The organism is Luteimonas terricola, assembly GCF_004352845.1.
Classification (GTDB): Bacteria; Pseudomonadota; Gammaproteobacteria; order Xanthomonadales; family Xanthomonadaceae; genus Luteimonas; species Luteimonas terricola.
In genome coordinates, this window is record NZ_SJRX01000001.1 from 114,150 (window position 1) to 138,793 (window position 24,644).

Genomic DNA, 24,644 nt, shown 5'->3' on the forward strand with positions numbered 1-24,644 from the left:
GCCGGAGTACTCGACATGCCAGCCGGCCTGGTCGCACTCGATGCGCCAGCTGGAAGAGGCGGCGAAGTTCGGGCCCGCACCAGGCGCGGCACCGCAACCCACGTCACCTGCAATTGAATCGCGCGCCCGGGTCACGACCGATCGCCCCGGTTGCGCGGCGGCAGCAGCGGAAGGCTTGAACGCCTCTGCGTGGGGATGAAGTCGGTCCCCAGGCTGGCGGCGTCCATCACACGCATGGCGTCGACCTCGACCTTCGCCGAGTTGATGATGGTCTGCGCCACCTCGGAGATCGCTTTGGCCCGGGCCAGGTCCATCGGCTTTTCCTCGCACTTGAGCGCTTCGATGGTCTCGAACAGGTGGTCGCGGAGATCCTCGATCTTGTTCTTGGTCACGCCTTGCTCCTCGTCTTTTCCAGCTTGTTGATGCGGCGGTTGAGCACGCCGCGCGCCTGCATTGCCCGCTTGATCGGTGCCGGGTAGTTGTGGATCGTGTTCCGGCGCATGTTCTCGGCGAGCGTGACCAGCTCCAGCCGATCGACCGTGATCAGCGCCGGATCCAAGGTCTTCATTCCCTGGCGGAAGATCACGATGTGGCCCTCCGGCACAGGGCCGTGGGCAGCCACCCAGGCCAAGACGTGGACCGGGCGCCATCGCAGCGCGGGAAAGATCGTCGGATCGTCAGTGACCTTGCGCACCAGGACCTTTCGTTTCGTGTCGAACTTCTCGGTGCCGATCGGCACGTAGTTGTGCGCCGCGCTGGCGGCCCGTCCCTTCTTGAACTGGGTCGTGGCCATGCGGCCAGGCGCAAACCCCGGCCGCCGCAGGCCCTTGTTCGGGGGCGGCGTTCCGGGCTTGATTCGGGACGCGATTGAATTCGGGTGCTCGGTCCCGTTCCACAGGTGCGCCATCGGGTTCTTGCAGAAGTCAGGCGACTTCGCGACGCCGAGTTTCCAGGCGCGTCGGTGCACCGACTCCGTGGTCCGGTCGATCAGGTAGGCCACCAGGAACGCCGGCCACATCGGGTAGTTGATACGGATGGTCTCGTCGTCGTCGGCCGTGAACCCGCGGCGGATTCCCTCGCCGACGGGCAGCCCCATCTTGATCAGGCGCTGCCTGATCGCGGATTCCGTCCTGCCGAGCACAAGCGCACATTCGCCCGCCGAGGCTCCGCCGCTGCGCAGGGTGCGCAGCTGCTTGAGATCACCATCGGTCCAGGGCATGCGCATCGTCATTCGCCCTACGCGCCCACCGCGGCGCGGATGCGCTGGGCCGCCTTGATGGCGTTCTGCCATGCAGGCACCTCGCGCCCGTCGGCGTCGAGCAGCCGCAGGATTCCGGACTCGTCGCGCTTTGCCCTGACGAAGCCGCCGGCCTTGAGGACCTTCAGCACCTGCTCGGTGCGGGTCAGCGGCCCGCTCACAGCGGCACCGCCGACACGTCCAGGGGAATCTGCGACCAGTACTGCGTCTCGCCCACGCGCTCGTACACGCGGATGTAGCTGCGGCTGCCGACCACCTGGATGGCGTCGCCGATCGCGGTCATGGCGCGCTGCCAGCGCTCGTCCTCGATGTTCAGGCGCCGCAGCCCCAGCACCTGCTGGATCCGGATGTTGCCTTCCTGGTCGACGCGGAACGCGTCCTGGACGATGGTCTGCAGCTCCGCCGCGGCGCCCTCGGACCATTCCTTCAGGCACTCGTCGATCAGCGCCTTCGCGGCCTTCAGGCGCTCGTCGAAGGTGATGTTCTCGGCGATCGCACGCAGCACGCGGAAGCGGCCGTCGAAGCTGCGCAAGCTGACGTTGCCCTTCTTCCCGCCCAGGCGCACGCCGTACTGCTCGGCGCTGAGGTCGACGAAGGCGTCCACGTCTTCGAAGGCGCCGCGCTTGAACGCGGCCAGCGAGTCGCTCTGCGCCTTCGCCTTCGCGACGATCTCGCGCACGAGCTCGTCGCGCGCCAGGTCGATGGCTTTGATCTGCTTCTCGGGCACCAGGCGGCCCATGTGGTCCTTGCGGTGGCCGGCGGGGATGTCGGTGGTTTTCATGTGGTGCTCCTCGGTTGCGGGTGTTGCCTGACGCCGGGGCCCGGCTGGATGGTTTCCTGGTAATCAAGCTCGGCGAGCATCCAGTTGCGCTGGATGCGCCAGGCCGACGAGCGTGAAATCTGGAAGAAGCCCTCGATCTCTTTCACGCTCGGCGGTCGGCGCAGCGCGATCGCCCACCTGGCGAAGGCGAAGTAGCTGCGCTGGTTGCCGCCATTCCTGGGCATGTCACTCGACGCCTCGTGCTTCGCGGAAGAAGCGCTGGTGAAGCGAATCGATCATTCGCCCGATCTCGGGCGGCATGACCTCGCAGCGCAGGCCGAGGGACGGCGTGAGCGGTGCCTCAAGATCGAACGCGGGGCCGACATAGGCGCCGGCGGGCTCGGTGAGGGTCATGCACGACGTTCCGGTGCGGGCCGGCAAGTGCCGGCGCGGCGCCGGCGCCGTCCCGTCCTTGCCCACCAGGCGATAGCTGAAATTCCCGCGACTGCCGATGCGCTCCACAGCACCCCGCACGAAGTGCTGCTGGATCATCTGGTTCGCGGCGGCGCGGTTCGGATTGCCCGCTTCCAGCAGCAGGCGGATCACCTCGCCTTTCGGCGTCCAGTCGCGACCATGCATGACGTGGGCCAGGAGGCTACGCATCGCCGAACCCTGCAATCTGCACGATGTCGACACGCGGGGTCTTCGCAAGGTGGACTTCGGAGTGCAGCTTCACTACGACCCGAGGAGCCCGGTCCTTTTCGACCTGGTTGGCCGCATCGACGGCCGCTGCCTCGCCGGAGGCATGGACCCGGAGACCGGCCGTCGCCCAGGCGGGAATCACCACGTAGCGCTCAGCCATGACGCACCTCCTGCGCCACCGGCACGTCTTCCCACCACTCCAGCTGGCAGCCCTGGAAGCTCGCGCCCAGCACGAGCGTGCGGCGCCCACCGTCCGGGTGCGGTTTCCCCCGGGTCTTGACGGCGCCGCGCACGAAGGTCGGCGGCTTGTCGATGATCAGCACCGGGCGGCGGCCGTTGGCATAGGCGCCGATGACGCGCGTGCCGGCGTCGGCGAGCAGTCCGGCGGCGTGCGACGCCACCTGCAGCGCGTCGGAGACGGTGCGATCGGTCGGGGAATCATTCATGGTTCTTGTCCTCGTCGTGGTTGGGCTTAAGCAGCCCGAGTTGCCCATACAGATCAGGCATCGCGACACGCTTCATCGCCGCCGCCTGACGCATGGAAGTGACAGCGCGCTGCACGAGGAACGTGCACGCGCTTTCAAGCTCTTCGGCCGTGGCGGCCAGGTGGTAGCCCTGCGCTGGATGCGCGCAGATCGGATGCCCGTCCTCGCGCAGCTTCTGGATGATCGAGCGCAGCATGCGTTCGCCCGCGGCGTCGTATCGGTGGGTGATCGCGTGAACCAGCTCGCGCGCAGTGATGCCGTTGGCGGCGCCGCGGCGGCCCTGCAGCTCGCAGAGCACCGTGACCGGCGACAGCTCCATCGGCAGCAGGGCGAACTGCATCAGTCGGCGACCTCCTCGCGTTCGGGCTTGACGAACACGTCGTGGAAGGCGCGCTCAAGGTTGGCGTTGAATGCGGCCATCGCCTGGAGCTGGTCCTCGTTGGAGATCAGCACCGGCGGCGCGCAGCCGCCCGGGTCGACGGCGCGCGCTGCGGCGATCGCGCTGTGCTCTTCGCGGTTGCGCTTGAGCGCTTGGCAGCGGGCTTCGGTGGGCACGGCCATCACGCGTCGTCCTCCTGCAGCTCGGTGATCAGCGCGCTGGCCTGCTCGCGCGAGATCATCGCCAGGCGCATGTCCAGGCTGTCACCGTTGCGCCAGGGCACGCCGGCGGCGGCGAACGGGATCTTGTGGCCGAAGGTGACCACGTCCAGCGGCAGCTCCTGGGCGCGCAGGAGGCGCTGGATCGTGGCGCGCTGGGCGGGCGTGCTAGTTGCCATCGGACACCTCCCGCAGCCGCATCAGCCGCTCCAGCTCAGCAAGGCCCAAGGCGACGCCGCGCACGACGGTGTCGATGCGGAGGTCGAGATCGGTAGCGGGGTCGTCATGATCGCGGCTGATGCCCTCCCAGGCACCGCGGCCGATGACCTGACTCAGCGGCACCACTTCCATCACACCGTCTTCGCACGTGACCACGTCGGGGTTCATCCACGACGGCAGTAGGTAGAGCGCAGCGGCTGCCGCCAGGTCCTCGCCGCCGTGCTGGTCGTCGTGCTCGTACGTCCAGCCCTTCTCGTTGATCTGGCGCTGGCGCTCATCGGCGACCAGATTGAGCGCGGTCTTCGCGATGCATTCGGAAAGGTGGGTGGGCAGCGTCATGTCAGACCCCCCGCATCACGTCGACGGTGACCCGCGGCGGGCCGAGCTCGGCCGCAAGGTTCATCGCGCGCGCCAGCAGGTTGTGCACCGCCAGCGGGTACAGCTGGCCCATGCCCTTCTGCTTCGTGGGGGCCAGGCGATCGCGCAGGGCGTCGACGGCGTCGCGTTCCAGCACCCGCGCCACCGGCACCCCGGCGCGCTCGAAGCGGTGCTTGAGGTAGCCGTCCAGGTTCTGGCCCAGCGGCATCAGGGTCACGACCTCGCAGCGCTGCACCACCTCGCGCACCGCGGGGTTGCTCTCCGACAGCTTGAGCAGCAGCTCGGGCTGCGCCAGCAGCACGATGCCGATGAGCTTGCGCAGGCCGTCCTTGATCTCCAGGAAGCGCTTGAGGTGGTTGAGCGTGCTCGCCGGCAGCGTGTGCGCCTCTTCGATCACGATCAGGTGCCGGTATCCGGACTGCCCGCTCTCGACCAGCGTCTTCTTCACCTGGCGGAACCGTGCATCCGGGCTGCTCTTGAGCTGCTCCAGCGGCGCCACCGTCGCCATGATTGCCTCGGCAATGTGCTGCGCCTTCACCGGCTTGCCCTTGGCATCGGTCTCGGCCGACGCCAGCACCGCGGGCTCGATCACGTGCACGTCGCGCTGCTCGCGCTGCAGCCGGTCCATCAGCTCCTCGCGCAGCGTGCTCTTGCCGGCGCCGCTCTCGCCGACCACGGCGACGAAGCCGCCGTGCAGCGCGGTGCCGTACAGCACTTCGCGCACATAGCGGATGTCGTCGCTCATGAACACGTCGGCGACGTCCTGCACGTCCGCGAACGGATCGGCAGTCAGTTCGAAATGGCGCCGCGCCTGCGGCGTCAGGGTCTGCTTGCGAAAGGTCATGGGGTCTTCCTCGTCGGTGATGGCGGATTGCTGTTGCCAGGTGCTCCAGTCGGCGCCCTGGTCTTTCAGGTATGTGGTGATGCGGCCCGCGATCTCTTCGCGGTCGTAGCGGGCCGGCAGCTGGCCGTGGTTGATCAGGCCGTTGACCACCGAGCGCGGCACGCCCAGGGCGCTGGCCAGCGCGCCCTGCTTGATGCCTGCAGCGCGCAGGATCGGTTTCAGTGCGCGGGTCATCCGACCGCCCTCATCGCCGGCGCGAGCAGCGCGGCCAGGCGCCGCTCGATCTGCTCGAGCTGGTCTTCGGTCGCCCCGTCAGGCCACGCCTCGGCCAGCGCCGCGAAGTGCGCGGCGGTCCAGCCCGGCATCCGCTCGCGCAGGTGCTGCGCCAGCTCCAGGTGCGACAGCACCGGGGCGGTGTAGCGCGCCGTTGCGGCCGGCGCTGCCTGCGGCTGCAGGATCTCGGGTGCCAACACGTCGCTGGCGCGGCCGGCGCGCGGCAGCGCCGGGATGATCTGCGCCTCGTGCACGTGCTTGAGCGGATCGATGCTGCCGCCGAAGGGCAGCGCCTTCGCCTTCCGCCGCGCCTTGGCCTCGGCATCCGTCGCGGCGGCCATCGCCAGGCGGTCGATTTCGTTGCGCACCGTGTCGGCGGCGGTCGCCGGCGGCGCCTTGAACTCGGTCCCGATCTCCGCCGCCGAGTCCAGGAAGCCGAACTCGCCCACGCCCACCTCCGGCGCGAGGTAATGCATCGCGCGGCCGTCGGCGTCGAGGCGCAGCACGCGCACGGTGCCGTTGTCGGCGTCGATCGCGTTGCGCACTACCTCCACGCGCTCGCCGTTGTTCACGCCGCCCGGGATGTCGCGCAGGTCGTACATCCGCCCGCGGAACCGGATCATCCAGTCGCGCACGGTGCAGGCCTTGGGGTCGCTGTTGGCCAGCTGGCGCAGCACCGGCACCTCGGGCGCGAACACCAGCTGGTCGGAGGTGATGCGCAGCCAGGCGTCGCGGCGGGTCAGGCCGGTGCGGCTGTGCACGCGCGTGGCGTTGAAGTGCCGCGCCCACGGCTGCACCAGGCCGTTCATCTCTTCGATGCTGCACACAGGCGCGCGCATCTTGAGCCCGCTTTCAAAACCGGTCTCGATCAGGTAGTGCGCTTGTTCCACCTGGCCCTTGGCGCGCGCGTTGCCAGGCTCGTTGACGATCAGCTCGATGCCCAGGGCGGAGCACAGGTTGCGAGTGGCCTTGGCCGTCACCGCGCTGCCCGGGTCGCTCATCAGGTAGCGCGGCACGCCGTGCATCGTGCCGTCGCTGCGCTCGGTCATGGTGTGGATCAGCGCGGCCAGGAAGTTGGCCGACGATTCCGCGCCCTGGACGTAGAACACTTCCAGGCCACCGCTGGCATGGTCGGTCACCGCGTAGCGCCAGATGCGCTGCTGCTCGATGGCCGCGAAGTTCTTCGGCTTGCCGCGGTAGTACGTGCGGCGATCCATGATCCGCGTGCCGTCGTCGGACAGGTAGTACTGCCGGCTCACCGAGGCGTCGATCTGCCAGCACCAGTTCGGGTGCGGGCTGGACAGGCGCGCGGCGGGCGTGGCCACCGCCAACTGCTCGGGGTGCGCGCTGTGCAGCCGCAGCTGCCGGCGCACCTGCGACGCCGACAGCGGCAGGAACTCGCCGGTGTCGGTGTCCACGCGGCCGGCGGCGATGACGCCGTTGGCGCGCAGTACTTCCACGGCATCTTCAAGCGTGGCCGCGCCGGTGCCGGTCTCCCGGCGGGTGGCCTCGATATAGGCGGAGATGGCCATCGCCTCGTGGCGCTGCAGTGCCGAGGCCCCGGCGTCCACGCGGCGCTTGCGCTGCGTGAGGTGTCCAGTGACGGAATTGAGCCTGCGGTAGGCGGTCTGCACCGACACGCCCAGCTGGTCGGCCAGCCGCTCCGCGATGCGTCGCTTTCCCCCGTGCGGTGCCGTGAGCAGCTCCACGGCGGCCGCCTGAATGATTCCCTCCCCGTCGGCCATTGTTACGCTCCCCCGTCAGCCACTGCAGGGATAGCGAAGCCGTACTCGTACTCGTCGCGCACCACGCGGATCGCGGTCAGCAGCTCCCCGAGCACGTTGCCCATGAAGACGCTGCAGTCGATCGTGCTTTCTTCGCTGTGCGCCGCCAGCTCGATGAAGGCCTGGACCAGTCCGCCGCCCTCGTGGCCGATGTCGGCGATCACGGCGATCTTGGCCGCCAGCACCTTCTGCTCCAGGGCGGCCTGGCGCTGGTCAGGCGTTGAGCTCTTCCACAGGCGCTTGGCCTTGGACTCGGCTTCCTTGGCGCGCTCGACCGCCTCGGTGAGCTTCTGGTTGCGCTCGTCCTTGGCGGCGATGTCGGCGCGGGCTTCGCGGATGGTGGCCCGCAGCTGGCTGGCGCTCATCCGCTCGACGTCGTCGAGGGTGATGCCGGCAGCCGTGTCCCCGGCCTCCAGGGCTTCCAGCTCCTCGTCTTCGAGGAGGGTCAGCTCCAGCACCTTGGCTTGGGAGCCGGCCGCCTTCAAAACGGACATCGTGTCCGTTTTGGTGAACTTCAGGGCTACGCCCATCAGGCGGCGGGCGGCTCGTGGGTGGATCCCGCGCTGCTCGCACTGCTGCTCGAACTCGCCGTGCGGCGTCTGTTCCTTGATCAACAGGAGCCCGCGGCCCATCGCGAGGATGTCCTCGACGGAACGGCGCTGGCGGAACTCAACGGAGGTCCAGAGCGAATCGGTGTCCAGGGCGCCGACGTAACCGATGTTGCTGGCCAGCGCCTGGATCTTGGCTTCCGCCTTGGCTACCTCGACCAGTTCGCCGTGGCGCGTCTCCAAGCTGTCCGGGTCAATCTCGAGGCCGACCTTCTTGGCCGGGGGCAGCGGCTTGGCGCCGCGCGTTTCGGGTTTTGCTGCGGGCATTGCGGGATCTCCTCGTCAGGCCGGCGTGCGGCTGTAGCGGTTCTTGAACTCGGCGAGCTGCTGCTCTTCGCGCAGCACCTCTTCGCTGTGTGCGATCGCGATCTGGACGACGCGAGCGGACAGGCGCCAGTTGTCCTTGTCCTGGGGCGTGCGCTCGGTCAGCCCGTCTTCTTCCATGCGCTGCAGGTTCCGCAGCGTGGTTCCGGGCGATTCCTCGATCGCCTCGGACAGCGGCTTCAGGCGCAGGCCGTTGCGGCTGTGGCCGGCCAGCGCGAAGAGCAGCCGGGTCGGGATGGTCTGCTGGCTCATGCCTGGCGTGCCTCCCGCACTCGAGCGCGGTGCAGGTGCACCCCGAGGTCATGCAGGCGGGTCGTGGACAGGCGCACTCCGACCTGGTCGCCGCGATCTACGCGGGCGCAGAGCGCGTGCCACTCGTCGATGATCTCGACCTCCATCACCTTGGCGGCGGGGCGATACCCGCGGCGATACGGCACCCGGGTTCGCGTGGCGGTGGTGAAGGCGGCGCTCACTTCGAACCCTCGAATGGCGCGTTGTCGTCGTAGCGCATGCGGGCCATCACCTGCGCGCTCTCGCGGTCGTAGCCGCGCTGCTTGCGGTAGATCTGCTGCCACATGCCTTCAAGCTCCTCGCGGCTGGCCGCGGGGGTGAAGTCGATGGCGCGCGCGGCGGCGGGCACGAGGTCGGCAGGCTCGATGTAGTGCGGAAGGCCGGGGGCGGCGTTCGGGTTCATGGGCGGATCTCCTCGATGCGGGCAGCGACCGCACGCGCGGTCGCGATGGTTTCGGCCATTCGGTACAGGGCTGCGCAGGCGCTCCGCACACGGGGACTGCTGGTCACCTCGATGGCGCGTTGCACGGCGGCCGTGTTCAGGAGCTGCTGCGCTTCGACCACTTCACGTTCGCCAAGAACATTCCAAGCGGCCTTCGCTTCGGCCACACGCTCCGGATCGAGCCCGCGCTTCCTGGCGACCTCGTCGGCCCCGGCCGCGAAGCAGTCCCGCGCGAAACTCATGAAGGCGGGGCTTGTGATCGGATCGAACCGGTGATCGCTCACGGACGGATCTCCTCGATGTGGGCCGCCTTGATCACGCGGCTGCGCAGTTCCCTGGCCTTCGGGCCGTCCCACGACCCGATCAGGGCGCGCTGGGCATTGGAGGAATGGGTGCCGTTCTGGCGGCACCAGGTCTGGAGCGTCGTGCCCTGCAGTACGAATCCGGCGCGGACGCGGAGGTACAGGTCTTTGCTGGGTTCCGGGGTGGTCATGGGCGTGTATCCTCTGTTCCCTGTTGTTAGCTGGCTGGGCGGTATTTATTGCCGGCTTGGGATGAATCCTAATCAACAAATGTTGACTAGTCAATAGGGCGGAATGTGCGCGAATTCCAGGACCAGTTGCATCGGCTGAAGTTGGCTCTCCGACTCCAAGAGGATCGGGACGTGGCCGATGCGCTGGGCATGACCAAGGCCGCGTTCTCGGCCAGGAAGAAGCGCGGGTCGTTTCCGGTCGACAAGCTCAAGGCTCTCGCAGCCGACAGGCCGGAGCTCGGCTTGGACGTCAAGTACGTCCTCACGGGGATCCATGACGAGTTGCAGCGGCGCCTGACCGCAATCTCCACGGCCACCCGCATTGCGGAGGGCGTCTCCGGAAAGAAGGCGCGCTACGAAGTGCAAGAACAGGTTTTTCAGGCGCTGGTAGATCAACTGGACGCAGACGAGCAGCGCCTTGTGCACTGCTACCGGCGAGCGGACCCAAAGGGCAAAGCGCTGTTGATCGCGACGGCTATCACTCTAGGCGGTGACGACTAGTCGGCGCGCTTCGCGGCGCCAACCAAGAAGGGGAGATCGAAATGAGCGAGGGGAAGACGCGCATGAGAGCCGGAACTTCAATTGCCACGTGCACGGTGGCGCTGATCGCGCTGGGCGCGGCGTCCTGCGCAATTACCAGCGGACATCACACTGGCCCGAACGGCCAGCCGGTCTATTTCATCGACGGGATGAGCGCGGGCACCGCGTACAAGAAGGCGCAGAAGTTGTGCCCCGGGGGCTACAACCTGATAGGAAACCCGCGACAGTCGTCGCCGGTCGACTACGTCATGACCATCGAATGCAAGGGGCCGGCGGTGGGCGGCAGCGGTGGCGTCGGGCACACGTTGGATCCGGCGACGCGCGGCGGATGGTGGGCAGATCACGCGCCCGAGCAGGCTGACGTTCCCGACTACGCCAGCTGGGAAAAGTTCGACGCGCGGAAGTTCGCGCGCATGGAGCCGCGCCGGACGACGCGCGTGCAGATGGCCGAGATGCTGGGGCAACCCACAAATTCGATGGACCTGCCCGGCGACTTCGGTTCGGACCAGTGGATCGAGGGGTCCCAGGCGCTCGGCGTCATCTACAAGCGGGGCGTGCTCCAGGAGGTCAACCTCCTGTCCAGCATTGACCTGAGCATCGCAGAGCGGCAGCGGCTCGGCCTCTAAAACGAGGGTTGACGATGGACCGAGTGCAGCGCCTCGCCGCTTCTATGGTGAACCTGGGCGAGTCCGCATCCGAGACGCACGCAGGGTTGCACGTGCTGGAGCTCGCCGTGGCCGCGCTGATTCGTTCGCATCCGGCCCCGGAGAGGTTTGCCGAGGAGTTCCGGCGATACTGGCTGCAGTCCGGGTCGCTTCATTCAGACGACGAAGTCGATCCCGTAGCCGCCGCCCGGATTGACTCAGCGCTGTCGATTCTCGAAGAGGCGTGTCCGGTGCCACTACGCGTTCGCCCACCTCGGACTGGCGGCTAGCCACTCCAGCGGCCCTAGAACGTCGTCGGCTGCGCAATCGCCCGCACCGCCCACATGAAGCCCGTCTGCAGCTCGGTGCGGGCAATCGCGACGGCGCGCTGGTCCACGCCCTGAAGCTTGCCCAACGTCTCGATCAGGTCGCCGACCATCGCGGCCTGCGTCTTGATGGCGTTCATCGCATCGATCTCCCACTGCGCGAGCTCGCGGTAGCCGCTGATCTTGCGGTGCTGGTTTTCCATGACGTCGCCTTTGCCTGATGGGTGGAGGCGGCAGCGCGCCGCGCCCGTGCACTGTCTCGCGCGCGCGCGGAAGAGTCTTTTGAACGAGGTCCAATGACCCTCCGCCGGGGGATTCCCACACTGCAGCTGTCGATTTGATGCACGTGCGTGTGCATCGGCCGGCGGCAGGAGTCCTCGTCCTCTCACTGTCGCCGGCCACCTTTTATCCAGGAGCTGGCATGGCCACCGTCGAACCACCCGGAAGCGGCAAAACCGGGCCCATCGTGGGCGGCGTGGCCTTTGGTTCCGCGATGCTGCTGGCCTTCCTGATGCTGTGGGAGTCGAGCAGCAAGCCCATCCTGATCGTGTACCCCGACCGGCTGGCTGGCGGGTTGCCGACCGTCTGCGACGGCCTGACCCGGCATGTCACCACCACGCCGATCGTCGTCGGCGAACGCTGGACGCTGGAGAAATGTGAGCGCGAGACCGCCGCCGCAGTGGTGCGCGTGCAGGTGCGCTTGATCCGGTGCTTCAAGGACACGCCGCCGCAGTCGGTGTTCGACGCCGCAAGCTCGCACGCCTGGAACCTGGGCGCGGGCGCCACCTGCGGCAGCGCCGCGATGAAGGCCTGGAACCGGGGCGACTATCCACTGGGTTGCCGGCGGCTCTACGTGTCCGACGGCGGCCGCATGGTCTGGAGCTACGTCAAGACGGGCAAGCGCCTGGCCAATGGCCAGCCGGAATACCGCTTCGTGCGCGGGCTGCAGAACCGCCGCCGCGCCGAGGACAAGCTCTGCATGAGGGACGTGGCATGACGCGCATCCTCGCCGCCGTCGCGCTGCTGCTGTTGCTCGCCCTGGGCTGGTCCATGTGGCGGATGGAAGCGCACAAGGGCACCGCCACCGCGGCCACCGACCGTGCCGAGACCGCCGAAGGCGAAGCCAAGCAGCTGCGCGACACCCTGGCCGACGAGCGCGAAGAAGCCCAGGGAATGACCAGGATCGGAGACGACCATGAAGATGACCGCGCCGCTGCGCAAGACCTGCCTGCTGCTGTTGTCGCTGGCATTGACGACGGCACTCTCAAGCTGCGCCGGCAATGGGCAGCGTGTGAGACCAATCGTCTGTCCGAGTCCGCCGCTGGCGCCTTCGAACGTGATGCGCTCGCCCAACTACGAAAGCAGGATCAGGGCGATCTTGTTCGAGTCGGGCGCGACGCCGACGACCAGCTCCGGGCATGCCAGGCCGTGATCCGCAGGTACGAGTCCGCATTTCTCACCACCCGCGACGGGGCCGCACGATGATCCTTCAGGTTGAACCCGTACATCTCTTCTGGTTCGCGATCATCGGACTCTCGCTCCTGGGCGCGGCCGCGGCGGTCGGCCGCTGGCTGATCTCGCAGGCGCAGCAGAAGACCGACGCGCAGGTGACCAGGCTTCTGGATGACAGCCGGCAGTGGGAGCGGGTGGAGATGTCGCTCATGGAGCTGCGAATCGAGCTCCCGGAGCGCTACGTGCGGCGCGAGGACTACATCCGCGGCCAGACGGTGGTCGAAAGCAAGATCGACCGTGTGTTCGAGCGGCTGGAGAACCTGCGCCTACAGGGAGCACTCAACGGGGGGGAATTGGAATGATCGACATGGAAAAGGTGCGGCGCGAATCGATGCGTTGGATCCTGCTCAACGCGCTGAACCACGCACGGCCCGCGGGAACGTATGAAAGCGTGCTGCTGCCCACCCTGCAGACCATGTATCCCGATGCGACGGCGCTGGAGATCCGCCGCCATCTGGATTACTTGAGCGACCGGGCGCTGGTGAAGGTGCACAAGGAGCCGCATGGCCCCTGGCGGGCGCTGCTGACCCGCCACGGCATCGACATCGTCGAGTACACCATCGACTGCGAGCCGGGCATCGCCCGGCCCGAGAAGTACTGGTAGGCCGCGGCGTGCCTGCCCCGAGCAAGATCGACATGATGGATGAAGCCACCCGCGCCGAGCTCGACCGCCGCATCGTTGCCAACGGCTTCGGCGGCTACGTCGCGCTGTCCGAATGGCTTGTCGAACAGGGTTACGAGATCGGCAAGAGCACCGTCGGCGAGCGCGGCCGCCGGCTCAAGCAGAAGATGGGGCAGATCCGGGCCAGCACGGAGGCGGCGAAGATGATCGCCGCCGCTGCGCCCGACGACGCCGACGAGCGCAGCAACGCCATCATCAGCCTGGTGCAGACCGAGATCTTCGAAAGCCTGCTGCAGCTCGAAGCCGCGACCGACGAAGAGGACCCCGCCAAGCGCGTGGAGATCCTGGGCAAGGCGGCCAAGAACATCGCCACCCTGACCCGGGCCAGCGTGACCCGGAACAAGTGGGCGATGGACGTGCGCGCGCGGGTGGACGCCGCCACCGCCGCGGTCGACAAGATCCAGAAGAGCGGCGGGCTGTCGGCTGCCGGCGCGCGCGAGCTACGGGAGAAGATCCTGGGCATCAACAGGGCCACGGTGTGAATGACCAGGCGCGCACCCTTGTTCCCGACACCGCCGGCGCCGAAGTGCCGGCGGCGCTGCTGCCGTACCAGCAGCGCTGGATCGCCGACCCGGCCAACCTGAAGGTCTGCGAGAAGGGCCGCCGCACCGGCCTGACCTGGGCCGAAGCCGCCGATGACGTTCTGATCGCCGCGAGCTCCAAGGAGGCCGGGGGCCAGAACGTCTATTACCTGGGCACCGACAAGGAAATGACCGAGGAGTTCATCGGTGCCTGCGCCATGTGGAGCAAGGCCTTCAACCATGCCGCGGGCGCGATCGAGGACGGCTTCTGGGACGAGGACGAAGACGACAAGCACATCAAGACCTACACCATCCGGTTTCCGGCCAGCGGCCACAAGATCACGGCGCTGGCCAGCCGGCCACGGAAGCTGCGCGGCCGCCAGGGCGTGCTGGTGGGCGACGAGGCCGCGTTCGTCGATGACCTGCCCGAGCTGCTGAAGGCGGCGATGGCGTTCCTGATCTGGGGCGGCAAGGTGCGGATCATCTCGACCCACGACGGGGCCGAAAACGAGTTCAACGGCCTGGTGCAGGAGATCCGCGCGGGCAAGCGCCGTGGCTCGGTCCACAAGGTGACCTTCCGCGGTGCGGTGGAGGAAGGGCTGTTCGAGCGCATCTGCCTTCGCCTGGGCAAGCCGTACTCGGAGGAGGCCGAGGCGGAGTTCGTCGAGGAGATCTATGGCACCTACGGCGAGGACGCCGAAGAGGAACTGGATTGCGTGCCGCGCAACAGCGCGGGCGCCTATCTGTCGCGCCAGCTGGTCGAATCGCGGATGAGCGACGAAACGCCGATCCTGCGCATCGAACGTCCGGAGGGCTGGGAGCTGCTGCCGGAGCGGATGCGCAGGGCCGACGTCCAGGACTGGCTGGAACAGGAGATCGAGCCGCTGCTGGAGGCGCTGCAGGCGCGTCGACGCGAGATCCGCGGCAGCCTCTTCGGCTACGACTTCGCGCGCTATGTGGACCTGTCGATCCTGGCACCCCAGATCGAATCGATGGATCTCAACCGCCGGGTGCCGTTCGCGATCGAGATGCGCCGCATCCCCTACGACCAGCAGCGCCAGATCCTCTTCTACGTGGCCGACCGGCTGCCCAAGCTGCGCGCAGGCGCGATGGACGCCGTCGGCAACGGCTCCTGGCTCGCGGAGGTGACCCAGCAGCGCTACGGCGAGCGGATCCACCGCGTGGCCATCACCGAGGGCTTCTACGGCGAGAACTTCCCCAAGCTCAAGGCCGACCTGCAGGACGGCACGCTGGATGGCCTGCCCAGGCATGGCGACTGGCTCGATGACCTGCGGGCGGTCGAGAACATCAAGGGCGTGCCGCGGATCCCGGCCAAGCGCACCACCGGACGCGATGGCGGCAAGCGCCACGGCGACGCTGCGGTTGCCCTGGTGCTGGGCACCAGCGTGGCCACGGTCGAATACGTGCCCATCGAGTTCGAGTCCACCGGCCCGCGCTTCGCGGCCACGGACGCGATCGGCCGCGGTTACGGCGATACCGGCTTCGGCACCGTGCCGGGCGGCAATGACTTCGGAGGCTTCGCATGAACGATACCGCCCGCCCGCAGCTGGACCGCGAGATCGCGACCACCGCCGATGGCATCGACATCACCCGCGGCTACACCGGGCCGCTGCTCACGCCCTACGACAGCATCCTGCGCAGCCGCGGCGGCAACGACCTGCGGATCTACGAAGAGGTCTACTCCGACCCCGAGGTTAAGAGCACCTTTGGCCAGCGCCAGGCGGCGGTGACGCAGTGCGAGTGGCAGGTCGACGCCGGCGGCGATCGCCCGATCGACCAGGAGGCCGCGGAGTTCCTGCGCCAGCAGCTGCAGCGCATCGGCTGGGACAACGTCACCTCCAAGATGCTCAACGGCATCTTCTACGGATACGCGGTCGCCGAGCTGATCTACAAGGTCGACGGCGCACGCCTGGTGATCGACCAGGTGAAGGTGCGCAACCGCCGCCGCTTCCGGTTCGCAAAGGACGCCGGCCTGCGGCTGCTGACGATGGACCAGATGTTCGAAGGCATCCCGGCCGAGGCGCCGTATTTCTGGCACTTCTGCACCGGCGCCGACCACGACGACGAGCCCTATGGCCTGGGCCTGGCGCACTGGCTGTACTGGCCTGTGCTGTTCAAGCGCAACGGGCTCAAGTTCTGGCTGATCTTCCTGGAGAAGTTCGGCATGCCCACGGCCGTGGGCAAATACGACACCACCGCCACCGCTCCCGAGCGCTCGCGGCTGCTGCAGGCCGCGCGGGCGCTGCAGACCGACAGCGGCATCATCATGCCCAAGGAGATGGAGCTCGAGCTGATCGAGGCCGGGCGCAACGGCACGGCCGACTACCAGGCGCTGCACGATGCGATGAACGCGACCATCCAGAAGGTGATCCTTGGGCAGACGGCCAGCACCCAGGGCACCGCCGGCCGCCTGGGCAACGATGACCTGCAGGCGGACGTGCGCGACGACATCATCAAGGCCGACGCGGACTTGATCTGCGAGTCATTCAACCTCGGCCCCGTGCGCTGGCTGATGGAATGGAATTTCCCCGGCGCCGCCCTGCCGCGCGTATTCCGCGTGACCGAAGAGCCCGAGGACCTGTCCGCGCGCGCCGAGCGCGACAAGAAGATCCTCGACCTCGGCTACAAGCCAAGCCTGGCCTACGTGCACGAGGTCTACGGCACCGAGTGGGAGCCCAAGGACCCGGCGCCGGTGGATCCGCGCGAGCCGACCGCGATCGATGGCGCCGAGTTCGCCCAGCCCGCGCGCGCCGTGCTCGAGCTGCTGCAGCGCGGCCACCCGCGGGCGCGTGGCGCGGCCTTTGCCGAGGCGGCTGCGGCGCCCGACGTCCCGGCGCGCATGGCGCCGCGGCTGGAGCGCGACATCAAGCCGACCGGCGACGCCTGGCTTGTGCAGGTCCGCGAGCTCGTGGAGAGTTCAGGGTCCCTGCAGGAGCTCAGCGACGCACTGATGGCATTGCAGCCGGACATGGACCTTGACGCCTACTCCGCGGCGATGGCCGACGCCCTGACTGCGGCGACGCTTGCCGGCCGCTACGACGTGCTCCAGGAAGCCGGCGGGGCCTGACCGATGGCCGTCGCCTACGGCTCGCTGCCGTTTTCCCAGCAGATCGCCTTCTTCCGGTCCAAGCGCAACGTCCTGACCGAGAGCTACCTGGACGTGTGGGGCGCCGAGCACGACCGCGCCTTCATGGTCGCCGGCGCCAACCGCGACGACCTGCTCGCCGACCTGCGGGAAGCGGTACGCAAGACGATCGAGGACGGGGCCACGCTGGCCGACTTCCGCCGCGATTTCGATCGCATCGTGGCCACGCACGGATGGGATTACACCGGCGGGCGCAACTGGCGCACGCGCGTGATCTACGAGACCAACCTGCGGCAGTCCTACAACGCCGGCCGCTGGCAGCAGCTGCAGCGGCTCAAGCAGGTGCGGCCGTACTGGCGCTACCGGCACAACGACGCGGTCGAACACCCGCGTCCCATCCATGAAAGGTGGGACGGCCAGGTGTGGCACGCCGATGATCCGATCTGGCACACGCACTTTCCGTCGAACGGCTGGGGCTGCCAGTGCTACGTGGAGGCGCTCAACGCGCGCGACCTGCAGCGCCTGGGCAAGACCGGCCCGGACACGCCGCCGCCGCTCAACATGCAGGCGGTCACTGTGGGCCAGCGCAGCCCCGGCGGCCCGCGCGTGGTGATGACGCCCGAAGGCATCGACCCCGGCTTCGGCTACGCGCCCGGCCGCAGTCTCGACGCCGGTCCCGACGGCGGCGGCTGGTCGCCGCCCCGGGGTGTGCCGCCGGTGCCCACGCCGCCATCGCTGCGCGGCCCGCTCGAGCGCACCGCGCAGATGGCCCTGGGCAAGACCGAGCGCCTGCCGGCGCTGGCAGCCGCCCGCAGCACGGCGGCCATGCTGGCGCTACAGCGCGCCGTGCAGGCGATCCAGGCGGGCTATGCCGAGTGGTCCGCCGCGGCGCGCGCCGCGCGTGGCATCGGCGAGGGCCGCTACCTGGTGGGCGCCCTGGAGCCGGCGCTGGTCCAGCGGATGGCCACCGCAGGCGCTACGCCGTCGACGGCGGCGATCGCAGTCAGCGCGTCCCGGGTTCCGGCCGCAGCCGCGGGGCTGCCCGAGCTGACCACCGTGCTGCGCGCGCCGCGCGCGGTGCTGCTCGATGTTGGCGCCCGCACGCTGCACTACGTTGCCGACCTGCCGCGCGGCAAGCGTGGCCAAGTGGCGATAGCAACGCTGCAGTACCAGGTGGGTGCGCAGGCCGTCGGCAGCGCCAGCACCGTCCAGGCCTTGCAGGTGGGCGAGCTGGCGGCGCTGCGCGCGGATGTCGCCGCCGGCCGCAAGGTCGTGGTCCAGGGCACGCTCAACTAGGAGGCTGTGATGGCAGGTGCACGGATCGAGATCACCGTTGACAGCGTCGGCCCGGCGCTGGCCCGCGCGGCCGAGCAGCTGGGCGGCGACGGCCTGCGGCTGATGCTCGAGGACATTGGCGAGTACCTGCTGCGGTCCACGCGGGAACGCAGCCTGCGCGAGGTCGCGCCCGACGGCACGCCCTGGCCTGCGTTGCAGCCGGCCTATCAGCGGCGGAAGGAGAAGCGGAAGCCGGGCAAGGCGATGCTCCACTTCGACGAACACATGCTCGGCGACCAGCTGTCCTGGCAGGTGTTGGGCGAAACGCTGTACGTCGGCACGAATGCGGTCTATGGGGCGGTGCATCACTTCGGTCTGCGCCCGTGGCTGGGACTGTCGGATGATGACCACGAGAAGGTGGAAGAAATTTCCTTCGCCCGCATCGCAGGCATGTTCGGCGACTAGCCCGCCAGACGCGCTGTACGGCGTTCTGGGCCGCTGGCACGTCGGTGGGCATGGAAAGGTGTCAGACACCGCATAGCGTGCGGATTCGGTGCCATTGCGGCCCGGGGCGCGCGGGTCTGACGCAGGCGGCGGCAATTTCACGGCGGCGCTGTTCCGCTCGATGACAAATTGCATGTGATGCCGCTTCCGTCGCCTGCCTTCGCGCGCGCGAGCGGAAGGGGTTTTGAACGCGGTCCAATGACCACGGGTTGCAGGGTGCCGACGATGGCCCCGTGAACAAGCCCAGCCCCAAACCACTCGTCATCTTCAAGGCCGGCACGCACGTCGACAACGACGGCCGCGAGCACACCTTCTCCGAAGCCGACATCGCCGAGATCGCGGCCAGCTACGAGCCGGACCTGGCCGAGGCGCCGCTGGTGGTCGGCCATCCCGAACTCAACGCCCCGGCCTATGGCTGGGCGCGCTCGCTGAGCGTCAAGGACGGCGTGCTGTTCGCCGAGCCGCACCAGGTGGAGCCGCAGTTCGCCGGCCTGGTCAACGCCGGGCGCATGAAGAAAATCAGCGCGGCGATCTACCTGCCGACCACGCCGGGCAATCCGAAGCCCGGCAAGCACTACCTCAAGCACATCGGCTTCCTGGGCGCGGCCGCGCCGGCGGTGAAGGGCCTGCGCTCGGCTGCGTTCAGCGCCGATGACGGCGCGCTGGAGTTCTCGATGCCGCTGCGCAGCCTCGGCCACAGCCTGGCCAACCTGTTCCAGCGCCTGCGCGACCACCTGGTCGAGCGCGAGGGCGCCGAGGCCGCCGACCGGATCATCCCGCAGTGGCAGATCCGCGACTTCGACCAGCTGCTCACCGATTCGCCCGCCGAGACCGACGTCGCGGCCATCCCGACCTACGCCGAAGCGCCCGCGGGCGCCGCCACCCTGGAGACCGACATGTCCGAGTCCAACACCGCTGCACAGTTCGCCGAGCGCGAGACCGCCCTCACCGGCCGCGAGGCCGGCCTGGCCGAACGCGAGCAGCGCCTGGCCGACCGCGAAACGCAGGCCCGCCGCGACGACGCGGCCGAGTTCGCCGAAGGCCTGGTCCAGGCTGGCCAGCTGCTGCCGCGCCAGAAGGCGCCGGTGGTCGAGCTGCTGCTGGCACTGCCGGCCGACACCGCCCTGACCTTCGCCGAGGGCGATGGCCAGGTGAAGAAGCCCGCCACCGAAGTGCTGCGCACCTTCCTGGGCGACCTGCCCAAGCAGGTGGACTTCCGCGAGAAGGGTGCCGCCGCGGTGGCGGCCGACGTTGGCGTGGCCAACTTCGCCGCGCCCACCGGCGTGTCGGTCGATGCGGGGCGCGCCGAGCTCTACGGCAAGGCCAAGGCCTACATGCGCGAGCACCCCAACACCGCCTTCCACGACGCCGTCGCTGCTGTCGGCGGCTGAGCCCAATGCGGGTCGCCCTCGGCGGCTTCCGCGTAATCCGATTTCCCCAGGAGCAAACCCATGTCGCAGCAGAACATCAGCGTCCTCGCCCTGACGGTGCTGGCCACCGCAGCCCTCACCGCGCAGCGCTTCGTCACGGGCGTGGGTGCGGTGCCCGCGGCCGGAGCCAACGCCCTGGGCGTGTCCCAGACCGACGCCGCCATCGGCGAGCGCCTGGCCGTGGACGTGCTTGGCACCGCGACCGTCACTGCCGGCGCCGCGATCGCCGCGGGCGCCGCGATCGCAGTCGGCACCGCCGGCAAGGCGATCACCGCTGTCGGCGAGGTCGCCACCGTCGCCCGCGCCGCCCCCGGTGCCAGCGCCGCCGCGGATGGTGACGTCCTCGAAGTGATCCTCATCCCGAACTGACCGGCCGCCGGTCGGCGCATCGCTCCACACAACCTCGATTCGGCCAAGCGGCCAGGAGAACAAGCAATGGCACCTCAGATGACTCCCGCGCAGACCCGCGTGGTCGACCCGATCCTCTCCGAGCACGCGCGTGGCTATCGCCAGGCGCAGCTGGTCGCTCCGGCCCTGTTCCCGTTCGCCGACGTGTCCGCCTACGGCGGCAAGGTGATCGAGTTCGACAAGTCGTCCTTCAAGATCTACAACTCCAAGCGCGCCCCGGGCGCGGCCACCAAGCGCATCCACTTCGGCTACGAGGGCAAGCCCTACGCCATCGTGCCCAGCGCGCTGGAAGCACCGGTGCCACGCGAGCGCATGCGTGATGCCAGCCAGGTGCCGGGCATCAACCTCGCCTCGCGCGCGGTCAACACGGTGCTGCGTTCGCTGCACCTGGAGCACGAGGTGGACTCGGCCGCGATCGCGACCAATGCCGCCAACTACGACAACGACCACAAGGTCGCGCTTGCCGGCACCGACGTCTGGTCCGACCCGAGCTCGGACCCGGCCGGTGACGTCGAGCTGGGCCGCGAGGCGGTCCGCGACAGCATCGGCCTGTATCCGAACACGCTGATGCTCTCGGCCAAGGCGTTCACCAATTGCCGCCGCCACGTGAAGCTGATCGACCGCTCGGCCAACACCGGCATCCGCAAGGTCACGCTCAACCTGCTGAAGGAAATCTTCGAGGTCGAGAACATCGTGATCGGTGGCGGCGTGGTCGCCGGCGATGACGACACCTTCGGCGATGTCTGGGGCACCGCGGCCGTCCTGGCGTACGTGAGCCAGGGCAGCGATGCCGACATGAACGTCGAGGAGCCCAGCTACGGCTACACCTACCGGATCGAGGGCATGCCCCTGGTCGAGGTGCCGTACTGGGATGCGAACTCGAAGAGCTGGATCTACGGCGTCAGCAATGACTGCACGCCGGTCCTGGCTGGCATGCCCGCTGGTTACCTGATCGGCGGCGCCGGACTCTGACACCTGCGGGGGGCCGCGGAACCGGACGCTGTGCCGGGAAGGGAACGACGCCGTATCCAGTCGTGACTGCCGTGAGAGCGCGGCAACTCTTTCCCGGAGATCGACATGACCGACGCCAACGCAACCGCGCTCTACCCCGTGCTGACCACGATCAAGTTCGGAGGCCGCTACATCAAACCGCCGGGCTCGGTCGAGGCGACGGCGACCGAGGCCGCGGTGTTGATCGGCGACGGCTATGTCGGTCCCGAAGCCAGCGAGCTGCAGTTGCCCGAAGGCGACGACCAGGGCAATCAGAATTCGAAGGCCGGCGAGACCGGCCGCCCCGTGACCAACGCCGGAGTAGTCGGCGAAGGTCTGCAGCAGGTTGTCGGCGGCGGGGAGAGCCCCGCCGTCGGCGCCGGCACCGAGGTCACCCTGCGGGTCGAGGGCGCCGACTCAGCCGGCGACACGCAGGCAGTGGTGAAGGCTGTCGCGAAGACGGCGCCGCCGAAGAAGGCTGCGACGAAGAAGGCCGCGAAGCGGACCGCCAAGAAGGCGGCGAAGTAGCCCGCCATGTACTGCACGCCCGTCCACCTCGCCGACGCCAAGCTCACCCGCGAGCTCGCCCAGGTCGCCACGCCCGAACATTCGCGCGTGCTGTCCGACGCACTCATGGAAGCGACGCTGCGTGGCGAAGACCGCACCGCCTTCGATCCGGCCGAGGTCGCCATCGCCGATGACGCCCTGGTGCACATCGTCCAGGCGATCGCCGACGCCGGCAGCGTGATCGATGGCTACCTGCGCGGCCGCAAGCCGGTGCCCTACCGCGTGCCGCTGGATCCGGTGCCGACCATCGTCACCGTGTGGGCGCGCTGGATCGCGCGCTACCTGCTGCACAAGGACCGCACCAACACCAGCGAGCGCGATGACCCGGTGGTGCGCGACTACCGCGAGGCGCTGCGCTTCCTGCAGCTGGTGGCCGACGGCAAGTTCAGCCTGGGCGCCGACGACCCGCTGCCGCCGGCCGGGGCCGGCATGCCGGAGTTCTGCGCGTCCGAGCGCCAGTTCACGATGCACAAGCTGCGGGATTACGGCACGTGAACCTGCAGCCCTACAACACCCGGCTCATCCAGGAGCAGCTGCGCGCCGAAGTGCCGAAGCTGCGCCTGGTGGGCGGCCGTGCCGACTACGCCGCCGCGCGCAGCCTGAAGGATTACCAGGCGCCCTGCGCCTACGTGGTGCTGGCGCGCGAGAAGGGAGCCAAGCCGCCGGCGCCGGCGGGCCTGCCCAAGCCCGGCGCCCGGCTGCCGGTGCGCCAGGTGGTGTCGGTCACCTTCGGCGTGGTGGTGGTGGTGCGCAACTACCGCGAGCAGCACGGCGACCAGCTCAGCGACGAGCTGCTCGAGATCCTCGGCGCCGTCCGCGGCGCGCTGTGCGGCTTCGTGCCGGACGTGCTGGGCACCGCGCCCTGCCAGTGGATCCAGGGCGACATCCAGGACTACAGCGATTCCACCGCGCTGTGGGTCGACGTGTACCAAACCCAACACCTCATCGGGAGCGAGCAATGAGCCAGACCACTGAGACCATCCGCGTGCGGATGCTCGTCGACAACCACGAGCACGCCGGCAAGCGCCTGGCGAAGGACGCCATCGTCAAGGTGGCGCCGCACGTCGCCCAGCAGATGGTCGCCTTCAAAGCGGCCGAGCTCGTCACCAGCGGCGCCAAGACCGCCGCCTCCGCCAAGAAGGACTGACCGCCATGCCGAACCTCGAGTACTACTACTACGGCCAGGGCGAAGTCATGATCGCCCGCATCCTGCCGGGCCAGCCGCTGAAGTGGCGCAAGGCCTGGGACGTCTCGGCGCTGACGCTGGCCTGCGCGGTCGAGTCCTTCACCCATCGCGAGAGCATGTCGGGCTCCAAGTCGGAGGTCCGCAAGATGGTCACCGCGCGCACCGGCACGGCGAACATGACCATGCACAACATCAACCCGGCCAACGTCGCGCTCGCGCTGTACGGCGAGGAAGACACGGTCGTGGGCGGCACCATCACCGAAGAGGTCCTGCCCGAGGTCGAGGCCGGCGACACCATCTTCCTGGCCAACACCGGCGTCAGCGACCTGGTGATCATCGACAGCACGGACCCGACGCCGGCGACCATCGCGGCCGAGCACTATGCGCTGGAGCGGGACTACGGGCAGCTGGACTTCCCGACGCTGCCGTCTGCACCGGCGCCCACGCTGCCGCTGAAGGCGGCGTACAAGCATGCCGGCCTGGTGCAAGTGGGCGTGCTGGCCAGCGCGCAGCCCGAAGTGGCGATCCGCTACAAGGGCATCAACCTGGCCGAGGGCAATGCGCCGGTGATGGTGGACCTGTACCGCCTGGCCACCGACCCGCTGTCGGAGCTCGCCCTCATCAACAACGAGCAGGCCCTGGCCGGCATGCCGTTGGCTGGCACCCTGCTGGCCGACCCGACCAAGCCGGCCACCGGCCCGCTGGGCCGCCTGGGCCGCGTGGCATGGCTCACCCCGGCCGCTGCGGACACGCCCTGATGGCACGAAAGGCCACCGGCCAGGCGAAGGCAGCGGCGGCGGCGAGGGCCGCCGCCGCTGCAAAGGATCCCGCAGCCCCCGCGCCGGACACCGACCTGCAGATCATGGATCCCGACAGCCAGGTGATCATCGATGGCCAGGTCATCACCGTGCGCGAGTACCGCTTCTTCGAGGGCGCGCGGGTGCGGCTGATGGCCAAGCCGTTCTTCGATGCGCTCTACGCACTGTTCAGCGACGCCGGCGCCGCGCCATCGTTCGACGAGATCGTCGAGCTGATCGGCCAGCACGAAGACGACGTCGCCGCGATGGTGGCTGCGGCCACCGGCCTGCCGCCCGCGCGCGTCAAGGCCCTGGACGATGCCGACGGCGAGGCGCTGCTGCTGACCTGGTGGATGGTCAACGCCGGTTTTTTTACCCGCCGCGTGCTGCGCCGCGCCGCGCACGCACGCCTGCAGGCGGCAAGCCAGCCCGATGGGCCCGCGTCGTCGACGACCTCGTCGCCGCCGGGTACCTGACCCGGGCCGCGGACGTGGCCCAGCTGACACGGCGCCAGGTCGACCTGTTCCACCGCCAGGCGCAGCTGCGCCTGGCCCGCACCCGGGCACACGCCCTGGGCGATCTGAGCGCCGCGATCGGCCAGGCCTTTGGCGGCAGCGAATGCAAGCGCCTGGTCAATGAGTTGTTGCAGGAGGACTGAA

At 68.7% G+C, this 24,644-nt stretch carries 43 protein-coding genes; 22 read left to right on the top strand and 21 right to left on the bottom strand.

Annotated elements, in window-relative coordinates:
• Window positions 1–131: 131 nt before the first annotated feature.
• Genes E2169_RS00530 through E2169_RS00625 form a run of 20 tightly spaced genes read right to left on the bottom strand, consistent with a single transcriptional unit; the run spans window position 132 to window position 9,458 of the window.
• The gene (locus tag E2169_RS00530) at window positions 132–392 is read right to left on the bottom strand and encodes a hypothetical protein (RefSeq protein WP_132984675.1); all 261 of its coding nucleotides are present in this window, start codon (window positions 390–392) and stop codon (window positions 132–134) included.
• Window positions 389–1,291 (bottom strand): HNH endonuclease signature motif containing protein, encoded by a 903-nt coding sequence (locus E2169_RS00535; protein WP_229659143.1) that lies wholly within the window; start codon window positions 1,289–1,291, stop codon window positions 389–391. The genes E2169_RS00530 and E2169_RS00535 overlap by 4 nt, the downstream gene beginning before the upstream one ends.
• The gene (locus E2169_RS00540) at window positions 1,237–1,419 is read right to left on the bottom strand and encodes a hypothetical protein (RefSeq protein WP_132984676.1); all 183 of its coding nucleotides are present in this window, start codon (window positions 1,417–1,419) and stop codon (window positions 1,237–1,239) included. The genes E2169_RS00535 and E2169_RS00540 overlap by 55 nt, the downstream gene beginning before the upstream one ends.
• Window positions 1,416–2,039 carry a DUF3164 family protein gene (locus E2169_RS00545; RefSeq protein ID WP_132984677.1) on the bottom strand — a complete coding sequence of 208 codons (624 nt, stop codon included), beginning with the start codon at window positions 2,037–2,039 and terminating at the stop codon, window positions 1,416–1,418. Before E2169_RS00545 ends, E2169_RS00540 begins: the two co-directional genes overlap by 4 nt.
• Window positions 2,036–2,263, bottom strand: coding sequence for a hypothetical protein (locus tag E2169_RS00550; protein WP_132984678.1), 228 nt, complete (start codon window positions 2,261–2,263; stop codon window positions 2,036–2,038). Before E2169_RS00550 ends, E2169_RS00545 begins: the two co-directional genes overlap by 4 nt.
• Window position 2,264: 1 nt before the next feature.
• The gene (locus tag E2169_RS00555) at window positions 2,265–2,624 is read right to left on the bottom strand and encodes a hypothetical protein (RefSeq protein WP_207918338.1); all 360 of its coding nucleotides are present in this window, start codon (window positions 2,622–2,624) and stop codon (window positions 2,265–2,267) included.
• A gap of 49 nt (window positions 2,625–2,673) precedes the next feature.
• Window positions 2,674–2,880 carry a hypothetical protein gene (locus E2169_RS00560; protein WP_132984680.1) on the bottom strand — a complete coding sequence of 69 codons (207 nt, stop codon included), beginning with the start codon at window positions 2,878–2,880 and terminating at the stop codon, window positions 2,674–2,676.
• Window positions 2,873–3,166, bottom strand: coding sequence for a hypothetical protein (locus E2169_RS00565; RefSeq protein ID WP_132984681.1), 294 nt, complete (start codon window positions 3,164–3,166; stop codon window positions 2,873–2,875). The genes E2169_RS00560 and E2169_RS00565 overlap by 8 nt, the downstream gene beginning before the upstream one ends.
• Window positions 3,159–3,545 (bottom strand): hypothetical protein, encoded by a 387-nt coding sequence (locus E2169_RS00570; protein ID WP_132984682.1) that lies wholly within the window; start codon window positions 3,543–3,545, stop codon window positions 3,159–3,161. Before E2169_RS00570 ends, E2169_RS00565 begins: the two co-directional genes overlap by 8 nt.
• Window positions 3,545–3,766 carry a hypothetical protein gene (locus tag E2169_RS00575; protein WP_132984683.1) on the bottom strand — a complete coding sequence of 74 codons (222 nt, stop codon included), beginning with the start codon at window positions 3,764–3,766 and terminating at the stop codon, window positions 3,545–3,547. Before E2169_RS00575 ends, E2169_RS00570 begins: the two co-directional genes overlap by 1 nt.
• Window positions 3,766–3,981, bottom strand: coding sequence for a hypothetical protein (locus E2169_RS00580; protein WP_132984684.1), 216 nt, complete (start codon window positions 3,979–3,981; stop codon window positions 3,766–3,768). Before E2169_RS00580 ends, E2169_RS00575 begins: the two co-directional genes overlap by 1 nt.
• The gene (locus E2169_RS00585) at window positions 3,971–4,360 is read right to left on the bottom strand and encodes a hypothetical protein (RefSeq protein ID WP_132984685.1); all 390 of its coding nucleotides are present in this window, start codon (window positions 4,358–4,360) and stop codon (window positions 3,971–3,973) included. The genes E2169_RS00580 and E2169_RS00585 overlap by 11 nt, the downstream gene beginning before the upstream one ends.
• A 1-nt stretch (window position 4,361) precedes the next feature.
• The gene (locus E2169_RS00590) at window positions 4,362–5,477 is read right to left on the bottom strand and encodes an ExeA family protein (RefSeq protein WP_132984686.1); all 1,116 of its coding nucleotides are present in this window, start codon (window positions 5,475–5,477) and stop codon (window positions 4,362–4,364) included.
• Window positions 5,474–7,261 carry a DDE-type integrase/transposase/recombinase gene (locus E2169_RS00595; protein ID WP_132984687.1) on the bottom strand — a complete coding sequence of 596 codons (1,788 nt, stop codon included), beginning with the start codon at window positions 7,259–7,261 and terminating at the stop codon, window positions 5,474–5,476. The genes E2169_RS00590 and E2169_RS00595 overlap by 4 nt, the downstream gene beginning before the upstream one ends.
• 2 nt (window positions 7,262–7,263) lie before the next feature.
• Window positions 7,264–8,175: a hypothetical protein gene (locus E2169_RS00600; RefSeq protein WP_132984688.1), complete on the bottom strand. Its 912-nt coding sequence runs from the start codon at window positions 8,173–8,175 to the stop codon at window positions 7,264–7,266.
• Between the two features lie 15 nt (window positions 8,176–8,190).
• The gene (locus E2169_RS00605; RefSeq protein ID WP_132984689.1) at window positions 8,191–8,484 is read right to left on the bottom strand and encodes a hypothetical protein; all 294 of its coding nucleotides are present in this window, start codon (window positions 8,482–8,484) and stop codon (window positions 8,191–8,193) included.
• Window positions 8,481–8,705 carry a hypothetical protein gene (locus E2169_RS00610; protein WP_132984690.1) on the bottom strand — a complete coding sequence of 75 codons (225 nt, stop codon included), beginning with the start codon at window positions 8,703–8,705 and terminating at the stop codon, window positions 8,481–8,483. Before E2169_RS00610 ends, E2169_RS00605 begins: the two co-directional genes overlap by 4 nt.
• Entirely contained in the window at window positions 8,702–8,926 is a 225-nt protein-coding gene (locus tag E2169_RS00615; RefSeq protein WP_132984691.1) for a hypothetical protein, read from the bottom strand. Before E2169_RS00615 ends, E2169_RS00610 begins: the two co-directional genes overlap by 4 nt.
• Window positions 8,923–9,249 (bottom strand): hypothetical protein, encoded by a 327-nt coding sequence (locus E2169_RS00620; protein ID WP_132984692.1) that lies wholly within the window; start codon window positions 9,247–9,249, stop codon window positions 8,923–8,925. Before E2169_RS00620 ends, E2169_RS00615 begins: the two co-directional genes overlap by 4 nt.
• Window positions 9,246–9,458 (bottom strand): hypothetical protein, encoded by a 213-nt coding sequence (locus E2169_RS00625; protein ID WP_132984693.1) that lies wholly within the window; start codon window positions 9,456–9,458, stop codon window positions 9,246–9,248. Before E2169_RS00625 ends, E2169_RS00620 begins: the two co-directional genes overlap by 4 nt.
• Before the next feature lie 105 nt (window positions 9,459–9,563).
• Here E2169_RS00625 and E2169_RS00630 point away from each other — a divergent pair, with 105 nt between their 5' ends.
• Genes E2169_RS00630 through E2169_RS14155 form a run of 3 tightly spaced genes read left to right on the top strand, consistent with a single transcriptional unit; the run spans window position 9,564 to window position 10,971 of the window.
• Window positions 9,564–9,998, top strand: a complete 435-nt coding sequence (locus E2169_RS00630; protein WP_165942283.1) for a helix-turn-helix domain-containing protein — start codon at window positions 9,564–9,566, stop codon at window positions 9,996–9,998.
• A 41-nt stretch (window positions 9,999–10,039) separates the two neighbouring features.
• Window positions 10,040–10,663: a hypothetical protein gene (locus tag E2169_RS00635; protein ID WP_132984695.1), complete on the top strand. Its 624-nt coding sequence runs from the start codon at window positions 10,040–10,042 to the stop codon at window positions 10,661–10,663.
• A gap of 14 nt (window positions 10,664–10,677) precedes the next feature.
• Window positions 10,678–10,971 (top strand): hypothetical protein, encoded by a 294-nt coding sequence (locus E2169_RS14155; protein ID WP_165942284.1) that lies wholly within the window; start codon window positions 10,678–10,680, stop codon window positions 10,969–10,971.
• A gap of 14 nt (window positions 10,972–10,985) precedes the next feature.
• Here E2169_RS14155 and E2169_RS00640 read toward each other — a convergent pair whose 3' ends face one another.
• Window positions 10,986–11,210 (bottom strand): Acb2/Tad1 domain-containing protein, encoded by a 225-nt coding sequence (locus E2169_RS00640; protein WP_132984696.1) that lies wholly within the window; start codon window positions 11,208–11,210, stop codon window positions 10,986–10,988.
• A 218-nt stretch (window positions 11,211–11,428) separates the two neighbouring features.
• Between E2169_RS00640 and E2169_RS00645 the strand changes: the two genes are divergently transcribed.
• The 19 genes from E2169_RS00645 (at window position 11,429) to E2169_RS14170 (ending at window position 24,643) form a co-directional block, all read left to right on the top strand.
• Complete coding sequence (locus E2169_RS00645) at window positions 11,429–12,004, top strand: lysozyme (RefSeq protein WP_132984697.1); 576 nt, start codon at window positions 11,429–11,431, stop codon at window positions 12,002–12,004.
• A complete protein-coding gene (locus tag E2169_RS14160) occupies window positions 12,001–12,492 on the top strand; it encodes a hypothetical protein (RefSeq protein ID WP_165942285.1) in 492 nt (163 codons plus the stop codon). The genes E2169_RS00645 and E2169_RS14160 overlap by 4 nt, the downstream gene beginning before the upstream one ends.
• Window positions 12,489–12,821 carry a hypothetical protein gene (locus E2169_RS00655; RefSeq protein WP_132984699.1) on the top strand — a complete coding sequence of 111 codons (333 nt, stop codon included), beginning with the start codon at window positions 12,489–12,491 and terminating at the stop codon, window positions 12,819–12,821. Before E2169_RS14160 ends, E2169_RS00655 begins: the two co-directional genes overlap by 4 nt.
• A complete protein-coding gene (locus E2169_RS00660; protein WP_165942286.1) occupies window positions 12,818–13,123 on the top strand; it encodes a hypothetical protein in 306 nt (101 codons plus the stop codon). Before E2169_RS00655 ends, E2169_RS00660 begins: the two co-directional genes overlap by 4 nt.
• Before the next feature lie 35 nt (window positions 13,124–13,158).
• Window positions 13,159–13,683, top strand: coding sequence for a phage protein Gp27 family protein (locus E2169_RS00665; protein WP_207918339.1), 525 nt, complete (start codon window positions 13,159–13,161; stop codon window positions 13,681–13,683).
• Window positions 13,680–15,269, top strand: coding sequence for a hypothetical protein (locus E2169_RS00670; protein ID WP_207918340.1), 1,590 nt, complete (start codon window positions 13,680–13,682; stop codon window positions 15,267–15,269). Before E2169_RS00665 ends, E2169_RS00670 begins: the two co-directional genes overlap by 4 nt.
• The gene (locus tag E2169_RS00675; protein WP_132984700.1) at window positions 15,266–16,810 is read left to right on the top strand and encodes a DUF935 domain-containing protein; all 1,545 of its coding nucleotides are present in this window, start codon (window positions 15,266–15,268) and stop codon (window positions 16,808–16,810) included. Before E2169_RS00670 ends, E2169_RS00675 begins: the two co-directional genes overlap by 4 nt.
• A 3-nt stretch (window positions 16,811–16,813) precedes the next feature.
• Complete coding sequence (locus tag E2169_RS00680; protein ID WP_132984701.1) at window positions 16,814–18,124, top strand: phage head morphogenesis protein; 1,311 nt, start codon at window positions 16,814–16,816, stop codon at window positions 18,122–18,124.
• Window positions 18,125–18,133: 9 nt separating this feature from the next.
• Window positions 18,134–18,568, top strand: coding sequence for a phage virion morphogenesis protein (locus E2169_RS00685; RefSeq protein WP_132984702.1), 435 nt, complete (start codon window positions 18,134–18,136; stop codon window positions 18,566–18,568).
• Between the two features lie 272 nt (window positions 18,569–18,840).
• Complete coding sequence (locus E2169_RS00690) at window positions 18,841–19,998, top strand: peptidase (protein WP_132984703.1); 1,158 nt, start codon at window positions 18,841–18,843, stop codon at window positions 19,996–19,998.
• A gap of 60 nt (window positions 19,999–20,058) precedes the next feature.
• Complete coding sequence (locus E2169_RS00695) at window positions 20,059–20,406, top strand: capsid cement protein (protein ID WP_132984704.1); 348 nt, start codon at window positions 20,059–20,061, stop codon at window positions 20,404–20,406.
• A gap of 66 nt (window positions 20,407–20,472) precedes the next feature.
• Window positions 20,473–21,417: a hypothetical protein gene (locus tag E2169_RS00700; RefSeq protein ID WP_132984705.1), complete on the top strand. Its 945-nt coding sequence runs from the start codon at window positions 20,473–20,475 to the stop codon at window positions 21,415–21,417.
• A gap of 105 nt (window positions 21,418–21,522) precedes the next feature.
• Window positions 21,523–21,963, top strand: a complete 441-nt coding sequence (locus E2169_RS14165) for a hypothetical protein (RefSeq protein WP_165942271.1) — start codon at window positions 21,523–21,525, stop codon at window positions 21,961–21,963.
• 6 nt (window positions 21,964–21,969) lie between these two features.
• Window positions 21,970–22,497, top strand: coding sequence for a gp436 family protein (locus E2169_RS00705; protein ID WP_132984706.1), 528 nt, complete (start codon window positions 21,970–21,972; stop codon window positions 22,495–22,497).
• Window positions 22,494–22,964, top strand: coding sequence for a phage tail terminator protein (locus tag E2169_RS00710; protein WP_132984707.1), 471 nt, complete (start codon window positions 22,494–22,496; stop codon window positions 22,962–22,964). Before E2169_RS00705 ends, E2169_RS00710 begins: the two co-directional genes overlap by 4 nt.
• Entirely contained in the window at window positions 22,961–23,149 is a 189-nt protein-coding gene (locus E2169_RS00715; RefSeq protein WP_132984708.1) for a hypothetical protein, read from the top strand. The genes E2169_RS00710 and E2169_RS00715 overlap by 4 nt, the downstream gene beginning before the upstream one ends.
• 5 nt (window positions 23,150–23,154) lie before the next feature.
• Window positions 23,155–23,946 (top strand): phage tail tube protein, encoded by a 792-nt coding sequence (locus E2169_RS00720; protein WP_132984709.1) that lies wholly within the window; start codon window positions 23,155–23,157, stop codon window positions 23,944–23,946.
• Window positions 23,946–24,461 (top strand): DUF6631 family protein, encoded by a 516-nt coding sequence (locus tag E2169_RS00725; RefSeq protein ID WP_132984710.1) that lies wholly within the window; start codon window positions 23,946–23,948, stop codon window positions 24,459–24,461. Before E2169_RS00720 ends, E2169_RS00725 begins: the two co-directional genes overlap by 1 nt.
• 14 nt (window positions 24,462–24,475) lie before the next feature.
• Window positions 24,476–24,643: a hypothetical protein gene (locus E2169_RS14170; protein ID WP_165942287.1), complete on the top strand. Its 168-nt coding sequence runs from the start codon at window positions 24,476–24,478 to the stop codon at window positions 24,641–24,643.
• Window position 24,644 lies beyond the last annotated feature (1 nt).